This is a genomic window from Enterococcus sp. LJL51 (assembly GCF_054871795.1).
This window is the reverse complement of the sequence record NZ_JBTXLW010000006.1, coordinates 127,255-143,708: the sequence shown is the minus strand read 5'-3', so window position 1 is coordinate 143,708 and position 16,454 is coordinate 127,255. Positions and strand designations below refer to the sequence as shown.

Sequence of the window (16,454 nt, the reverse complement as noted above, 5' to 3'; positions counted from 1 at the left end):
GGATAATTCGTCTTATTTCTCGGAGCTAAACACTTTTGTCTCGACCTCTATGCTTTTATTCTCTTATGCTTTTTTTACAAACTCAGATTTTAGCTTCATTGGTCCAAAGCCATCCACTTTACAATCAATATTATGACCATCTGCACTTTCAACTAAACGAATATTTTTCACTTTAGTCCCCTGCTTGATTGCTCCGCTGGCACCCTTGACTTTTAAATCCTTAATCACGGTTACTGTATCTCCATCCGCTAAAGGATTGCCATTTGAGTCCTTCACACTAAAACCAGTATCTTCTCCTGCCTCTGTGGGACTCCATTCATGGCTGCATTCCGGACAAATCATCATTCCCCGATCTTCATACGTGTAAGCTGACCCGCATTCCGGGCAATTTGGTAAAGTTTCCATGTTCTTTCTCCTTTAATCATTAATAATTGACAATGTTCTTTCCGAAAAAATGCGCTTATGTATATCGGAAAAATACTTCCTTCGAAATTGAATGTCTGTTATATTTTAGCCTACTTCCTTTCAAAAGAAAAGACTCTCCAGCAGAAACAGGAGTATCAGCAGCTCTAACAAAAAGGTTAACTCTCCTGAAAAAAACTATCAGCAAAATTAACCTTGATCAAGCATATCATCATCTTATCCTATAAATTCTCGACAAGCCGCTTGAATTTCCTTATAAATTTCATTGACCTCTTCCATGTTTCTAGCATTTGCTCCACTTGCAAGAGGATGTCCGCCACCATGATGGCGTTTGGCAATCTCGTTAATTACTGGACCTTTAGAACGCAGCCGTACTCGATAATAGCCTTCCGGCTGCTGAACAAAAATGGCCCAGGCCAGCACGACATCCACCACTCCTGGAAGTGCAACAATTGCAGCTGTTTCAGAATCCACAATTCCATATTCAGTCAATAATTGTTGAGAAATAATTACCTTGCCAGCCCCATATTTATCTACATCAAGTCCTTGATAGACAGAACCGGCAAGCTTCGCTACAGCCATCGAAATTTGTTCCAGTTCCCGGTTAAGTGCTGACGCATCAAAGGAATAGTTCCGTAATACTGCAGCAACTTCCAACGTATGGGAAGTTGTTGCTGGATAAAGAAAACGTCCCGTATCCCCAACAATGCCAGCATACAGCAAGCGAGCAGCCTCGTCAGACAAGCGCAGTTCGTTGGAGAATGCCAGATAAAAATCCATAATCATTTCACTACAGCTACTGGCACTTGTATCAACCCAAACTAAATCGCCATATGGTTCGTCATTGGGATGATGATCTATTTTAATCAACTTTTCCCCTAATTTGTAGCGCTCATCGCTAATTCTTGGTGAATTGGCAGTATCCGTCACTATGACCAAAGCTCCTTGATACAGCTCATCCCCAAACTCATTCATTTCAGCTAAAAACTCTAAACCCTCTACTGATCCGCCAGCCTGATAAACAGTCTTTTCAGGAAAGCTTTGCCGCAGCAGTTCGGCCAAGCCGACCTGAGATCCAATCGCATCAGGGTCTGGCCGCTGATGTCGATGGATAATTATTGTTTTATATTTCTTAATCATTAACAGGATTTCTTTCTGCACACTCATTGACATTTTCCTCCTACGAACGTTCCATAACCTGACAAACCACAATTGCTTTAGCAACTAAGGCATTTTCCAGGTAAATTTCTACATCCAGCTTCGCTGAACGCCTGCCCAGCTCTAAAATCCTCGGGCGAATAGATAAATCACTTTCCAGTTGAATTAATCGTAAATAGTGAAGATTAATTTGTTCGATTAGAACATTTCTTTTTTGATTGATAATCATGGTTCTCTGGGTCACATTTGAAACGATTTCGCTCAGTACGCCAAAAGAGATAGTTCCCACACCATTAACCATTTGAGGGGTTACATGGAATTTGAACTCCGGAGCTTCCATTTTTCCTTTTTCTTCAGTCTGATCCTCAACAATCAGAATCTCTCCAGAAATCTGATCAGAAATCGTATCCGCAATCTGGGTCTGCCTTTGCACCAGCTGCATGGCCTTCATCACATCCTGACGTGAAACTAGACCAACTAAAGAAAAGTCATCGGCAACGACTGGCATAACCTCTAAGCCATCCCAAATCATCTGGTGGCTCACACTAGCCACACTCATTGTTTTCTTCACTACAATGGGTTCTTTTGTCATCACCTTATCAATCGTAGCTGTGTCACTCTTACCAATCACGTCTTTGGCTGTAATGATTCCAACCAGCCGCATATTTTTATTCACAACCGGAAACCGGGAATGACTGGTCTCTTCTGACAGAAGCTGATAATCTGTAATGGTATTAGAAATACTTAAATAGTTTGTTTTTTCCAGAGTTGTATAAATATCGCTAACCAACATAATATCTTTTTTAATCAGCTGGTCGCTAAGTGCCCGGTTAATCATTGTCGCTACTGTAAATGTGTCATACGTTGTCCGCAAAACCGGCATCTCCAGCTTATCTGCCAGTGCTGCTATCTCATGGTCTGTATCAAATCCGCCTGTAATCAAAACTGCTGCACCGTTTTCCAGCGCCAGCTTTTGTACTTCATGTCTATTTCCCACAATCATTAGCGAGCCTGGTGTAATATAGCGGGTCATTGCACTTTTGGTCATTGCCCCAATCACAAACTTATTCAATACCTTGTCTAGTCCAGCAGCGCCGCCTAGTACATCTCCCTCGATAATCCGAACTACTTCACCAAACGTCAGTTTTTCAATATGTTTTTTCAGCTTCCGTTCAATCCGGATGGTCCCCACACGTTGAATTGTCGAAACTAACCCAATATTTTCTGCATCTTTAATGGCTCTATAAGCCGTTCCTTCACTTACACCTAAATTTTTTGCAATACTACGAACAGAAATCCGGTCTCCAATCGGCAAACCTTCAATATGCTGCAATATTTGATCATGTTTCGTCGCCATAGTAGACCTCCTATAATTCTATACTTTCTCCAACAGTCAATACTTGTCCAACGCCAGGCTTCAGACTACTACTAAACAGCTCTGGATCTTGTTTGATAACTTCAAATGTATTGTAATGAATTGGAACAACCACTTTGGCTCCCAAATATTCCGCAGCCACGGCTGCTTCTTTTGGTCCCATCGTGAAGTTATCGCCAATTGGCAGAAAAGCAATATCAATATCATAAAATTGCTTCAACAGCTGCATATCTGTAAAAAGAGCTGTATCCCCAGCGTGATAAATGGTCTTTCCTTCTGCCTGAAGCAAAATTCCCGCAGGCTCGCCCATATAAAGAGTTTGTCCCTCATACTCATAACTTGAACTGTGCAGTGCCGGTACAAAGTGAACCGTTCCAAAATCAAATGTAAATTTGCCGCCTAGATTCATACCATGTCCGTTAACTCCCTGCTTCTCAGCAAACTGTACAATTTCAACAATACTAATGACCTTCGCCTGATTTCTTTGAGCGATAGGAATCATATCACCTATATGATCACTGTGTCCATGAGTAATTAGAATTACATCGGTTTTTACTTCCTCGACGGTTAAATCAGACATTGGGTTTCCAGAGATGAACGGGTCTATCAGCAAATTGGTTCCATCCTCTAACTGGATTTCAATACATGAATGACCATGAAATGTTAACTTCATTTTTTTATCTCCTTCTTTGTGTTAACTACTTACTAGTAAACATCCTGCACACTACTTTCCAATGAGAAATAATAGAATCCTCTTTTCAGAACTCTCTTAGTCGCATCGTTTCAGCTGCACTATCTTATTTTTTGCTTTTTCTTCTAGTATACTTACTACTAAATTATAACAGAAAAAAAATATTATAGTACAGTTTTTATCTGAAAGTATAACAGATACAAAAAGATTGTCCTAAAAAAACTAAAACAGTATAAGACCCTCCTATCTTTAAAGACGATTTCTTTATTAATAGCTCTATCGTTCATTATCACAATTGTTATTTACAAAACGACCTATTCAAAGAAAAACAAAAAGGAACTATGACATTTGTCAAACCGACACTGCCCTAGTTCCTTTAAATCAAACAAAGGATTTTAATCCAATTTATCCTAAATCCTGTTCTAACACCCAACTTTGAATTTCTTTCAAAAGATAGGCTTTTTTAGAATTCGATTGCGTTACTTTTTTTTCTTGCTGAATCGTATATGTCCTGTTTTTTACCCAGACCGGAATTCGCTCTCTCGTCTGGTACTGTGTTGCGTGATTCAGCAGCTTCACTTGCTGACCGACAGAAAATTCTTTTGATGCTGAACTGCTATTATTTTCTGTCCCCTGATAGCGATAGATTGTATTCGCCGGACCGCCATTGTAAGTCCATATCTGGTCATGATTATTTACAGTGATTCCATTATATCCATAGTTGCAATGAATAATCTTCTCAGTATCCAGAAAGATTCCTGTATGACCAGACGCACCGCCAGATGCTCCTCGAACACCCCAAATAAAAATATCTCCTCGTCCAGCATCAATGTAGCCATTTCTTTCTGAGAGAGCTTTCCAGCCATTGTTTTCAAGATGCCCAAAAAGACTGTCTGTGTTCCCCATCGTTCCAGCATGAAGAAACTCCCCAGCCTGTAAAGCATAGTATACGGCGCTGGAACAGTCATAACTGGCAGGACCCGTGCGGGCATTCATTGAATACGTAACCTTTCCCTGTCTATCAGCCATCCATCGAATCATCTGTTCTTTACTTGTCATGGGCTTTCAGCTCCTTCAACAGCTCATCAGCTTTGATTGCCTTTTCAGTAAAGCTGTTGTTTTTCCACCAAGCCATTACAGTTGTACTCAATGTAAACAATAGACTAACGACCTGATAAATGTCATTTTCTGCAATAGTCAGCATTTCCTTTCCTGTCACTGCCAGCACTTGATTAAGAAGTGCCAGCAGCAGGATAAGCGTGCGTGCAATTGTTTCTGCGGATATTTTCTGCATGCTCATTTCTCCTTTCGAAACAGCGTTTTGATTCGTTCATCATGTTTGATAACTGTATCCTCGATATGACCAATTTTCTCTTCATGATCTCCAAGTTTCTCAACTACTTCTGTATGCCTCTCATGAACCCAGCGGGTTTCAGCTTCAACATTTTTCGACAGAAGCGTAATCGCTTCTGAAAGACCGTCAAGATTTTGCTTAATAGGGTCTGATATATTGTCCTTTACAGCGTTGTACGCCCGTTTACAGATCCATAAAAGCCATCCACCCAACGAACCAATGACAGCCATTAATGTAGCAATTTCAGCGATAGTTAAACCTAAAAATCTCATTGCATCAACTCCCTTTCTGTTATTTTCTAATCTCCTTTTAGCATAATGGGCCCATTATCTATTAGTAGACTATCTTTATTCTATAAGAATTTGCCTTTCCAAAACTCTCTAAGTACTGTCAAAAAAGTGTTATTTTTCTATCACAAGTCTCCCACTGTCATAGGATTCTGCAAAATGAATTAATGCTCTATCCAGTTCTCGATAGAATTTACTCTCACTAATGTGATACTTCATATAAAGGGCTACATTTGTTTCTTTATTATTAATAAATTTGTCATATAATAGCTGTCTTTCAAAGGAGCTTAATTTATTAATTCCTTTCGCAATTTTTCTTAATTCCTGCCCAGCTCTGGATTCCTTTTCAAGAATAAACTCAAAAGAACCACTTCCCCCTTTTTCACTTTGTCTCAGTTCAAATGTATAACTAGAAGTAATATTAGGTAGATCGCTTGCTTCTGCTAATCGAAGTAGTTTAGGATATGCTTTTAGAACCTTGCGAGCATTGTCTTTTGTTTTCTTTTTATCAATTTCGGGGAAAATCATCATTAGTCACGACTCCTTCTATAAAATAATTTTTAGTTGAAATTTTCGTCCATAACAGTCTAGCTTTTCACTTTCTAAAAAACCTTCAAGTTCCGCAGGTGTTAAGCGAAACCTATTGACGACTTCTTCAAAGGAAATGTAATCAGTCGATTTTCCTGTGGGAAAACGAACAGTTATTAAGTAATTTTCCTCCTGTTCTTCAGAGCAAAATATTTGCTGAGCTAAGTAATCTGCTTTTTTCTGCGCTTCATCGTCTCCTCTTTCCGCATGAGAAAGATAATGACATAGCAGCTTCCCTTTTAATTTTCTAATTTTCATGTTTTCTCTCCTTTCTACATCTTATAAAATAGCTAATTTACTAATACGCTTGACTAGAATTAGCTTTTACGCTATCATTAAGTTAAAGAAAAAAGCAACGAGCGATTGAACAGATGCTTTATCTGGTCAACCTCATTCACTTCTTTTAAATAATCAGCTCGAAATAGCTTATACGCTAATTATAATAGCTTTTAAGCTAATTGTCAATAAGAAAATTGACTTTTATGCTATTATTTTGTACTAAATTAGAAAGGTTGAGTATTATGAGCTTAACAAACAGAATTAAGGAGCTTGCAGACAGAAGGAAAGTCACTTTCGCTGAACTTGAACGCTCTGTAGGAATTTCCAACGGACAGATTCGGCGCTGGGATGCTTCCTCACCTAAAATTGATAATCTCCAAAAAGTTGCTGATTACTTTCACGTCTCCACTGATTATCTGTTGGGTCGATCAGAGTTTTCTTCCTCTGAAACAGATTTAGAGGACACTTTATCGTCTCAGATTATGTTTCGCATGAATACAGACGGACTTTCAGAGAATGAAGTTACCGAACTAAAAAGCGAAGTAGAACGATTTTTGACCTTCCGAAAATCTGAGATTGAAAGAGAACGTAATCAAAAACAATAGTTAGGCGCGTGATGACATGACAGAGCAGGTCGATGAATATCTTAATTTTTCAGATAAAATCAATGATTTTTTATCAGCATTAATGGTTGCTGAAAATCTTCATTATGAAGATTATTATTATTCTTATGTATGGGATTATGTGAAGGAAAAAGGCGTGGCAATTCGAGGATTTTCTTTTGACGGTATTGCTAAAGAGAGAATTTCTGGAATGATTGTTCAGGACGGCTTGGAAACCACTATTGGTTATAATCAGAATATGGTGGAGAAAAGGAAAAACTTTACTATCAGTCACGAAATCACTCACTATCTTTTTCATCTAAATGAAGAAAATCCGATTTTTACGGATACAGAGAACAGCCTTCACTATTCTTATAATGAGATTCTTCATGAATTTCAGGCCAATATTGGGGCTTCTGCGATATTGATTCCTGATGTCGTACTTTTTCGTTTTTTAAAAAAAGGATGGAGCTTGAGCAGTTTGTCACAGCACTTTGGTATTTCTGAAAGTGCCTTGTATATTCGTCTGATCCAGACAATGCAAGCCTATTTCAACGTTTCCTATATAGCGGCCAAGACAAATGCCGACAATATTCGATATAAATTTTACGGAAAAGGTAAATCAGCTGCGGCTGAGCTTGGCAAAAATCTGGAAAGCCGCTTGTTAAGAACCAACCGTTTCATTGAAGCACTGGGATAACTAACAGTATCTCAGTGCTTTTTTCTATACTCAAATCACTTCTATAACACAGTCAAGCATTGAGAGCCTTTGATTTTTGTAATCATTAACTGGCTGCCTCTTTAGTACTAAAACAAAAAACCACCACATCGGGTAATGTGGTGGAAATGAAGGTTGTTATTTACTCTTGGTAGGAGTAAGTATGAAAAACCAATTCGGGATAATTGGCATACACCTATTTTATTACAAAACAAGGCGGAAAACATGAGTAAGTCCTATGGATTTATTAAAATTTCCATGAGAAAAAATCATCTTACCTGACGAATTTCGCAATCATATTATTTCAAACATCCTTCTCCTTGTGCTACACTTTTTAATAGATAGAAAACGTTTCACTATAGGAGGAATTGATTATGTCAGATAACGGAAAAACTCGGTTCAATGAATTATTTTCAGATGATATCCAAGGTCCTTTTGTTACGTTTGTTTTAAACACCCATGTTGCCCATCAGGATATTTCTAAAGATATTTTGGCCTTCAAAAATTTGGGGAAATCGGCAAAAAGCCGCTTTGAAAAACGATTTGCCGAGCATGACTGGGCACCCATCCAAGAAAAAATTGATGCTTTAGAGGCTGATGCCGCTTTTTGGCGGAATACCACAAAAAGCATAACCATCATTTTTACAAAAGATGAAACTTATATATACAAGCTCAATGTTCCCGTCGATAATCAATACTACGTTGGGAAGAAACCTTATTTACTTGGCATTATCAAGGATAATCAGTTTACCTACAACTACTATCTTTTAGCATTAAACAGAGACTCCATGTCCCTATATCTGGTAAATAACCAGATTGTTACTCCAGTAGAACTGCCGGAGGATGCACCGACTGACTTGGTTGGCACTTTAGGTGATGAATTAACAGGGGGGAACTTGAACTACTCTACTAAAGCTGGAACTGGCTATAATGGTTCTGGTAAAGAAGGCGTTGCTTATCATGGCATCAATCCCAAAGATGAAGAGGTTGAAATTGACTGGATTAATTATTATCAAGCTATCGATAACTACTTAAAGGATTCCTTTGATAATCCAGAAAATCTTCCAATTTTTCTTTATGCTCTGCCTGAAAATCAAGCTACGTTTAAGAAAATCGCCAAGAATCCCTATCTCGATACAAGTGCTTCAGTTCCCTCTTCTCCTGCACAAGTAACAATCAAAGAAATAAGCGCAGGTGCGGAAAAGATTAATCAGCATCTAGAAGAATTGGAAACTGAAAACTATAATGAGTTGATGGATAAGAAATTTGTAGACCAGCTAGTCGACATCGTTCCAGCAGCCAAGGAAGGACGATTGTCACATTTCTTTATTGCTACAGCAAACTTTATTAACGAGACTAACGAGATGTCTTCTGAAGAGTTTGACCGTCGAAAACTTTTAAATAATACCGCATACGCTGTTATCAAGACAGGTGGAAATGTTTTTGTTTTAGAACAGCATGCTGCGCCCGATGAAAAATCACTCTTAGGTATTTTACGCTACTAAAAACAAATCTGTACTAAATTGTGTCCGGAATCTAACTACGATTCCGGTTTTTTCTTTTGTCTGAACCTAAATAAATAATAGGTAATCAAGGGAGCCGCTTATAGTTAGCTTCTATCTTTTTTCGTTGATATATTTGTATAAAGCAGTTTTTCCAGAACATTAAAAGGACATTCGCGAATATCTCCGCAGCTTCTCTTTTTCAAACAAAAAACTTAAAACTAAACCTGAAATTTCTGTTTTTTTCCAAGTGCTGCAATTTTATTCAGCTTTTATCCTATCAATACAATATGACATAGAGACAAACTTTAATCATGAAGAACAAAAAAGGCTATCTCCGAAGAGATAGCCAAAAAGGAGTATTACTCAATTAAGAGTAAAATGAAAAATAAAAAGGTTGTTGTTGGTAATTAAAATAATACGCAATTATTCCTTCTTTGTCAACAATTATCCTTAAAACAAGCAAATTTTTTTGACTTAGTAGATTTACTTGTCTTTTACTACTTTCAAAACTATTCTATTTCTCTTTAATTCATTTGTTCCGTTATGCTCTGACAATAGCATTTCATTTTCCTACCCTTTAAGTACAAATTCAATAAAAAGGCAAAAAAAATAGACGTACCTGAAATGCTTCTGCAACAGCAGCTCAGATACGATTTATAATTAAGTAAATCAAATATTCTAAAGAAACCGGGTAAAACTCTCTATTTCGTCTACAGAAACCATTCTCATCTAAACAACTTGAACCCTACCTGCTTTCAAGTCTATGCAGCTCCTAGACTGCGCCTTCGGAATAGATTTCAACGATATGTTCTCTGTCTTCACGTCCATATTTAATGCTTAATATAGCTATAGTATACCAGAAAAATTTGTGATATAAGGAAAAAGATTTTACACTAATGAAAAATTTAATAAATAGCTGATTTACTATGCAAAACTAAAAATGTATGTTATAGTAATAAATGTAGTTTTTGTTCGGTAGTATATGTGTAGTTGTTTCATGTATAGTAAACATCCTCCACATTTTCACCCTTCAAGTAATTGCACAATATTTTTCGAAACATAAGGAGGATTTTCTATTATGGAAACAGGTACAGTAAAATGGTTCAACTCAGACAAAGGTTTTGGATTTATCACAGCTGAAAACGGAAACGACGTATTCGTACATTTCTCAGCTATCCAAGGCGACGGTTTCAAAACTTTAGAAGAAGGTCAAGCAGTTACTTTCGACATCGAAGATGGTCAACGCGGACCTCAAGCAACTAACGTTAACAAAGCGTAATTAGCCTATTAGACCTGACGGATAACCGTCAGGTTTTTTTGTCATCATTTAGAAAGAGTTGTCAGAAAGCGTAACCATCTTTCTGACAACTCTTTTTCTCTCTTTATTGCTCTTTGACCCATTTTGCCAATAAATCACCAAATTCCGAACATTTCAAACAATGAGCGTTTGTCATCTGATCAGCAAAATCTATAGTAACTGTTTTATTTTTTATCGCAGCTTCAATGCTTTGTACAATTAAATCACGAACTTCCAACCAGCCAATATATTCAAACATCAACGCTCCCGATAGGAGCAGTGAAGAAGGATTTAGCTGATCCAAGCCGGCAAATTCTGGTGCTGTTCCATGAGTCGCTTCAAAGATAGCATGCCCTGTCTGGAAATTTATATTCGCCCCAGGAGCAATACCGATGCCGCCAACCTGAGCGGCCAAAGCATCTGAAATGTAATCACCATTCAAATTCAGTGTAGCAATAACATCATACTCTTCTGGATGAAGCAGGATGTCCTGCAGAAAGATATCAGCAATCCGGTCTTTAATGATAATTTTCCCTTCTACTTTAGCTTTAGATAAAGCCTTCTCAGCCTGTTCATAGCCTTGCTCTTTTTTTATTGTTAGATACTGATTCCAACTAAAAGTAACATCTGAAAATTCATTTTCAGCCAGTTCATAACCCCATTGCTTAAAACCACCTTCTGTAAATTTCATGATATTGCCTTTATGAACCAATGTAACAGACTTTCTATTTTTCTTAATAGCCTCCTGAATGGCACTTCGAACCATTCGGACACTTCCTTCCTTCGATACAGGCTTAATTCCTATGGCAGAAGTTTTTGGAAAACGGATTTTTTCAGTACCTAATTCCTGTTTTAGAAAAGTGATTAATTTTTTTGCTTCCACACTTTCCGCTGGAAATTCAATACCCGCATAAATATCCTCTGTGTTCTCCCTAAAAATCAGCATATCGGTAAGCTCCGGGCGTTTGAGAGGAGATGGAACACCTTCAAAATACCGTACCGGTCGATAGCAGACATAAAGATCCAGTTCTTGCCTTAACGTCACATTTAGCGAGCGAAAGCCTCCGCCAATCGGAGTTGTAAGCGGTCCTTTTATTGCTATTAAATGACTTTTAATGGTCTCTAAGGTTTCCTGAGGCAACCAACTTCCTATGCTGGTAAATGCTTTTTCTCCCGCTAAAAGCTCCTGCCACTCGACTTCTTTTTCTCCCCCATAAGCTTTTTCAACAGCCGCATCAAAAACAGCTTTAGCTGCTGACCAAATTTCAGGACCAATTCCATCGCCTTCAATAAATGGGATAATTAGTTTATCCGGAACAGTTAACTCCCCTTGTTCGTTCATATGAATCTGACTAAAACTCACGCTTCCATCCCTCCATTTGCCTGTTCAATCGTTGGATAACAACTATATTTTTCTCCTACATAAAAAGACCGCGGGCGAATGAGACAATCTTCTTCCTTCTGTTCGTGAACGTGCCCCAGCCACCCAGATACCCTGCTCATTGCAAACAGCAGCGTAAACAAGTCGCTGTCAATTCCCAAGCAATGATAGACGGTTGCCGAATAGAAATCCACATTAGGAATCAACCCTTTCTTTTCTTTCAAATACTGTTCAATTTGGCAGGAAAGAAAGTACCAATGCTGCTTGTCATCTGCTGCTGTCAGCTTTTGAGCCAACCGTTTCAAATGCTTCTTCCGAGGATCTTCTGTTTTATATACGCGATGACCGAAGCCCATCACTTTCTCTTTTCGGTCCAGTTTGTAGTCTAAATATTCTTCTACTGAGAGATTTCCTTCTGCAATCTCTCTGAGCATATCAAAAACCTTTTCGTTTGCGCCGCCATGAAGCGGTCCTTTTAGGGCACCAATCGCAGCGGTAATGCACGAATATACATCCGATAGGGTCGATGAGCAAACTCTAGCCGTAAATGTACTGGCGTTGAAATCATGATCAGCATGCAGAACCAGTGCCTGATTCATGCCATAAATCTGCATACTATCCGGTTCTTCTCCGGTAAGCATGTAAAGAAAATTTTCCGCCAGCTCTGTGCCGTCCTGTTTAGGCGGAATCGGATCTAAGCCTCGTCTTAAGCGGGCATACGCCGCGATTATAGTGGGGATTTTGGCTTGCAGAGCTAAGCTTTGTTTGTATACAGCTTCCTGATCAGTTTCCTCTGCGAAAGGATCAAATACACCCAAAAGAGAAATCGTAGAGCGCAAAACACTCATTGGGTGCAGATTTTCTCTCGTTTGGATCTTCAGACAGGTGATGATTGTATCAGACACCGGCATTTGATCATACAACTCCTGCTTGAAGCGGGTTAACTCTTCTTTATTTGGCGCTTTAAGATACCACAGTAAATAGATAACTTCTTCAAACAGGACATTCTTATGAATCAGCTCGTCTATATTATATCCAGCAAATAACAGCTGGTTATCAACGATTGCACTAATTTTTGTTTCAGATACAACGACGCCGTTTAATCCCTTATGAATTTCCATAGACAATTCCTCCTTTGCCTCTTTATAAAGCTGTAACCTTATTTGACAGTTTTTTACGGATAACCATTGGTAAGATTCCCCCATGCTGGTAATAGCTAATATCTACTGGTGAATCAAAACGAACAGTTGTTGAAAATTTACTACTGCTGCCATCTTCTTTTCTCGCAGTAACAGTTACTTCTGCGCCCACCTCTACTGTGTCATCAATTTCAATATCGAATTTTTCCCGGCCTGTCAGTCCCAATGTTTCAGCATCTTCACCAGCCATAAACTGTAAAGGAAGAATTCCCATCATCACTAGATTTGACCGGTGAATACGTTCATAACTTTTGGCTATCACTGCCTGAACTCCCAGCAGTTGGACCCCTTTAGCTGCCCAGTCTCTAGACGATCCCATACCGTAATCGTCTCCTGCTAAAAGAACAGTTCCAATCCCTTGCTCTTTGTATTTCATCGCTGCATCATAAATTGACAGCGTCTCTTCATCAGGAAAATAGTTCGTATAGCCGCCTTCAACCTCTGGAACCAGCTGATTTTGAATTCTAATGTTAGCCAAGGTTCCCCGCATCATCACCTCATGGTGTCCTCTTCTGGAGCCGTAGGAGTTAAATGCACGAGGTTCAATACCATGCTCTATCAAATAACGGCCTGCTGGACTGTTTTTAGGAATAATTCCCGCCGGCGAGATATGATCCGTTGTCACAGAATCACCAAATTTGGCCAAAACAGTCAGCTCTTTTAACGGTTTTATTTGCTTTTTCTCCTTCTCCATCTCCTCAAAATAAGGCGGATTGGCAATATAAGTTGAAGCTTCTTCCCAGCCATACAATGGTGAAGCTTCCGTCTGAATCTTATTCCATTCCTCATTAGACTGAAATACTTGCTGATAATGTTCCTTAAATAGCTCTGGTGTAACCCATGAATCAACATATTCTTGAATTTCCTGAGTGGTTGGCCAAAGATCACGGAAATATACTGGTTGATTATTATGACCAGTTCCTATTGGTTCATTCAGCAAATCAATGTTAACTGTACCTGCTAATGCATATAAAACAACCAGAGGGGGCGAGGCAAGATAGTTTGCTTTTACCAGCGGATGAATACGCCCTTCAAAATTACGGTTGCCGCTTAACACTCCTGCTAAAAGAAGATTTTCTTGATTCATTAATTCTTCAATTTCTTCGCTAAGATTCCCTGAATTACCTATGCAGGTTGTACAGCCATAACCTACCACATAAAAACCAAGCTTTTCTAAATAAGGCAGCAGTCCGGCGTTTTCTAAATAAGCAGTCACCACTTTCGAACCTGGCGCCAATGATGCTTTTACTGATTTTGGAACAGTTAATCCCAGCTCAACCGCTTTTTTCGCTGTTAGCCCCGCGCTTAACATGACATAAGGATTCGATGTGTTTGTACAAGAGGTAATCGCAGCAATTGCAACAGCTCCATCAGAAAGCGAGACTTCTGTTCCGTCAATCGTTACAGTGTACTCTTTTTTAGAGGCTGGTACTTGTGAAGGAAAGTTTTCGATAAAGGTTTCTTTCATATGAGAAAGCGGGATTAAATCCTGAGGTCTTTTTGGACCAGCCAAATTTGCTTCGATGGCCGCCAAATCCAATTCAACAATCTGAGAATACGCTACTTGATCTGAAGGAGAATAATACAATTGGTTGGCTTTCAAATAAGTCTGAGCAACTTCAATTTTTTCTTCTTCCCGTCCAGTTAGCTTCAAATAACGTATTGTTTCATCATCTACGGGGAAAAATCCGCAGGTAGCACCATATTCTGGGGCCATATTGGCAACTGTCGCCCGATCAGCAAGCGATAGCGAGGTCAGCCCTGGACCAAAAAACTCAACAAACTTACCAACTACCTTGGTTTCTCTCAATACCTGTGTCACTTTCAAGGCCAAATCAGTAGCCGTCGCCCCTTCTGCCAACTCGTTCACCAAGCGTACGCCTATTACTTCAGGTATTGGAAAATACGATGGTTCTCCCAGCATACAGGCTTCTGCTTCAATCCCGCCAACGCCCCAGCCTAAAACACCAAGGGCATTTACCATTGTCGTATGTGAATCTGTTCCTACCAGTGTATCTGGATATAATAAAATATTAGTATTATCTAGCTCTTTTTGAACAACAACATCTGCAAGATATTCAACATTTACTTGATGAACAATCCCTGTTGCCGGAGGAACCACCCGATAATTATCAAATGCCTTCTGAGCCCAGTTCAGGAAACGATAGCGCTCCTGATTTCGTTGAAATTCCATATTCATGTTTCGTTCCAGCGCATATTTTGTTCCTGCTACATCTACCTGTACAGAGTGATCAATAACTAAATCAACTGGTATTTCAGGGTTAATTTCTTCTGGAGCGCCTCCTAGCTGTGCATACGTTTCTCTTAATGAAGCTAAGTCTACGACAACTGGTACACCAGTAAAGTCTTGTAAGATAACCCTCGCCGGCTTAAATGGCACAGAACCGTCATTCTTCTGATCTGGCTTCCAAAAAGCTAAATCTGTTATATGCTTATCTGTGATTTCTTGGTCATTTTTTTGTCTGAGCACAGACTCCAGCAATGTTCGAATACTGTACGGCAGCCGTGTGATTTCTATAGGATAATCATCTTCTAATGCTTTTAAAGAATAATAATGATAGTTTATTCCGTTTTTAGTGAATATCTTTTTGCTCTTAGTCTCCAAATGATTAAACCTCCTTTTTATCCAAATTTTAATCATTTTCTAATTTTAGTTATTATATCGAGTTACTTATAAAATGTAAACACTTTGAACAACTGCTCACTAAGACTTTGTGACATTCTCCTGACATATCAATGTTAAATTTAAATGAGAATATATTAGTTATTTATCTAATCACAACCGATAAACCTACTAAGATAAACCGTTTTCATTTTTTTATCAGCAGTGTTCTTTTATTTTATTTACCAGCTAACATCCGCCACTTTCAGAATAATCAAATAATCCGATTTTTCATGTTTCATCTCATTTATATGTTTTTACCCTTTTCAGTTAATTACGAATGGTCTCTACTTAAAAACTTCTCTATCTAAATGAATCAAATAAAAGTAAAAAATGACCGTTCTTCCTAGTCCTACAGGAATGAACGGTCATATAATTATATGTTTTTAACTTTTAATTGTTCTTGATGAGCGACTAAAATCAGACGTTTTACCACCTGATTATCCTAAAACAGCTACTGCCAGCGCTCGCTGAATAGCTAGGATATCTTTGTCCTTGTTAAACTGCAGCACTTCTGCCGGCTCTATGCCGCTGGATATCCAAATTCGTAATTCCCCATCCAAATCAAAATGTCCCGATGTTTCTACAGAGAATCTTGAGATTGCCCGGTATGGAATTGATTTGTATTCCGTCTTTTTTGCTGTCATGCCTTGTTTGTCTATTATTAACAAACGTTTATTTGTGAAAATTACCATGTCGCGAATCAGTTTAAATGCAAGCTCAATTTGTTCACCTGGAACTAAAAAATCCTTTAGCTTTTCTTCTGCTTTTTCATTTGACTGTGCAGAAGCATTACCAATCAAACCACTAAATAATCCCATCTTATTTCTCCTTACTCGTTTTTACCTATTATAACAAATCCCTGATAGACCGCAAAGGTGCTTTTCACCTAAATCACTAAATCACAACATTCT

General features: G+C 38.6%; 17 protein-coding genes. 4 read left to right on the top strand and 13 right to left on the bottom strand.

All coding sequences use genetic code 11. The features are described from left to right. Positions 1 to 63 precede the first annotated feature (63 nt). From ACYSNQ_RS08260 to ACYSNQ_RS08220, 9 genes are all read right to left on the bottom strand, one after another. Positions 64 to 405 (bottom strand): zinc ribbon domain-containing protein YjdM, encoded by a 342-nt coding sequence (locus ACYSNQ_RS08260; protein WP_426082437.1) that lies wholly within the window; start codon positions 403 to 405, stop codon positions 64 to 66. A 234-nt stretch (positions 406 to 639) separates the two neighbouring features. Beyond that, positions 640 to 1,590: a DHH family phosphoesterase gene (locus ACYSNQ_RS08255; RefSeq protein WP_426082435.1), complete on the bottom strand. Its 951-nt coding sequence runs from the start codon at positions 1,588 to 1,590 to the stop codon at positions 640 to 642. Positions 1,591 to 1,603: 13 nt separating this feature from the next. Next, positions 1,604 to 2,938 carry a DRTGG domain-containing protein gene (locus ACYSNQ_RS08250; RefSeq protein ID WP_426082433.1) on the bottom strand — a complete coding sequence of 445 codons (1,335 nt, stop codon included), beginning with the start codon at positions 2,936 to 2,938 and terminating at the stop codon, positions 1,604 to 1,606. Positions 2,939 to 2,948: 10 nt separating this feature from the next. After that, entirely contained in the window at positions 2,949 to 3,629 is a 681-nt protein-coding gene (locus ACYSNQ_RS08245) for a metal-dependent hydrolase (RefSeq protein ID WP_426082432.1), read from the bottom strand. Positions 3,630 to 4,052: 423 nt separating this feature from the next. After that, positions 4,053 to 4,706: a peptidoglycan amidohydrolase family protein gene (locus ACYSNQ_RS08240; RefSeq protein WP_426082430.1), complete on the bottom strand. Its 654-nt coding sequence runs from the start codon at positions 4,704 to 4,706 to the stop codon at positions 4,053 to 4,055. Beyond that, positions 4,696 to 4,941, bottom strand: a complete 246-nt coding sequence (locus ACYSNQ_RS08235) for a phage holin (protein WP_426082429.1) — start codon at positions 4,939 to 4,941, stop codon at positions 4,696 to 4,698. Before ACYSNQ_RS08235 ends, ACYSNQ_RS08240 begins: the two co-directional genes overlap by 11 nt. A 2-nt stretch (positions 4,942 to 4,943) precedes the next feature. Next, positions 4,944 to 5,273 carry a hypothetical protein gene (locus ACYSNQ_RS08230; protein ID WP_426082428.1) on the bottom strand — a complete coding sequence of 110 codons (330 nt, stop codon included), beginning with the start codon at positions 5,271 to 5,273 and terminating at the stop codon, positions 4,944 to 4,946. Between the two features lie 129 nt (positions 5,274 to 5,402). Continuing rightward, positions 5,403 to 5,819: an ArpU family phage packaging/lysis transcriptional regulator gene (locus ACYSNQ_RS08225; protein ID WP_426082427.1), complete on the bottom strand. Its 417-nt coding sequence runs from the start codon at positions 5,817 to 5,819 to the stop codon at positions 5,403 to 5,405. A gap of 15 nt (positions 5,820 to 5,834) precedes the next feature. After that, on the bottom strand, positions 5,835 to 6,134 hold the full coding sequence (locus ACYSNQ_RS08220) for a hypothetical protein (RefSeq protein WP_426082426.1): 300 nt from the start codon (positions 6,132 to 6,134) through the stop codon (positions 5,835 to 5,837). 263 nt (positions 6,135 to 6,397) lie between these two features. Between ACYSNQ_RS08220 and ACYSNQ_RS08215 the strand changes: the two genes are divergently transcribed. From ACYSNQ_RS08215 to ACYSNQ_RS08200, 4 genes are all read left to right on the top strand, one after another. Then, positions 6,398 to 6,760: a helix-turn-helix domain-containing protein gene (locus ACYSNQ_RS08215; protein ID WP_426082425.1), complete on the top strand. Its 363-nt coding sequence runs from the start codon at positions 6,398 to 6,400 to the stop codon at positions 6,758 to 6,760. 16 nt (positions 6,761 to 6,776) lie between these two features. Further along, entirely contained in the window at positions 6,777 to 7,457 is a 681-nt protein-coding gene (locus ACYSNQ_RS08210) for an ImmA/IrrE family metallo-endopeptidase (RefSeq protein ID WP_426082424.1), read from the top strand. A 392-nt stretch (positions 7,458 to 7,849) separates the two neighbouring features. Then, complete coding sequence (locus ACYSNQ_RS08205; protein ID WP_426082423.1) at positions 7,850 to 8,980, top strand: baeRF6 domain-containing protein; 1,131 nt, start codon at positions 7,850 to 7,852, stop codon at positions 8,978 to 8,980. Between the two features lie 1,078 nt (positions 8,981 to 10,058). Continuing rightward, positions 10,059 to 10,259: a cold-shock protein gene (locus ACYSNQ_RS08200; RefSeq protein ID WP_086275065.1), complete on the top strand. Its 201-nt coding sequence runs from the start codon at positions 10,059 to 10,061 to the stop codon at positions 10,257 to 10,259. A 103-nt stretch (positions 10,260 to 10,362) separates the two neighbouring features. Here the strand turns inward: ACYSNQ_RS08200 and icd are convergent, their stop codons facing one another. The 4 genes from icd to ACYSNQ_RS08180 form a co-directional block, all read right to left on the bottom strand. After that, a complete protein-coding gene (icd, locus tag ACYSNQ_RS08195) occupies positions 10,363 to 11,619 on the bottom strand; it encodes an NADP-dependent isocitrate dehydrogenase (protein ID WP_426082494.1) in 1,257 nt (418 codons plus the stop codon). A gap of 17 nt (positions 11,620 to 11,636) precedes the next feature. Continuing rightward, positions 11,637 to 12,779: a citrate/2-methylcitrate synthase gene (locus ACYSNQ_RS08190; RefSeq protein WP_426082422.1), complete on the bottom strand. Its 1,143-nt coding sequence runs from the start codon at positions 12,777 to 12,779 to the stop codon at positions 11,637 to 11,639. 22 nt (positions 12,780 to 12,801) lie between these two features. After that, a complete protein-coding gene (gene acnA, locus ACYSNQ_RS08185; RefSeq protein ID WP_426082421.1) occupies positions 12,802 to 15,519 on the bottom strand; it encodes an aconitate hydratase AcnA in 2,718 nt (905 codons plus the stop codon). A gap of 461 nt (positions 15,520 to 15,980) precedes the next feature. Next, the gene (locus tag ACYSNQ_RS08180; RefSeq protein WP_426082420.1) at positions 15,981 to 16,361 is read right to left on the bottom strand and encodes a PH domain-containing protein; all 381 of its coding nucleotides are present in this window, start codon (positions 16,359 to 16,361) and stop codon (positions 15,981 to 15,983) included. Between the last annotated feature and the right edge of the window lie 93 nt (positions 16,362 to 16,454).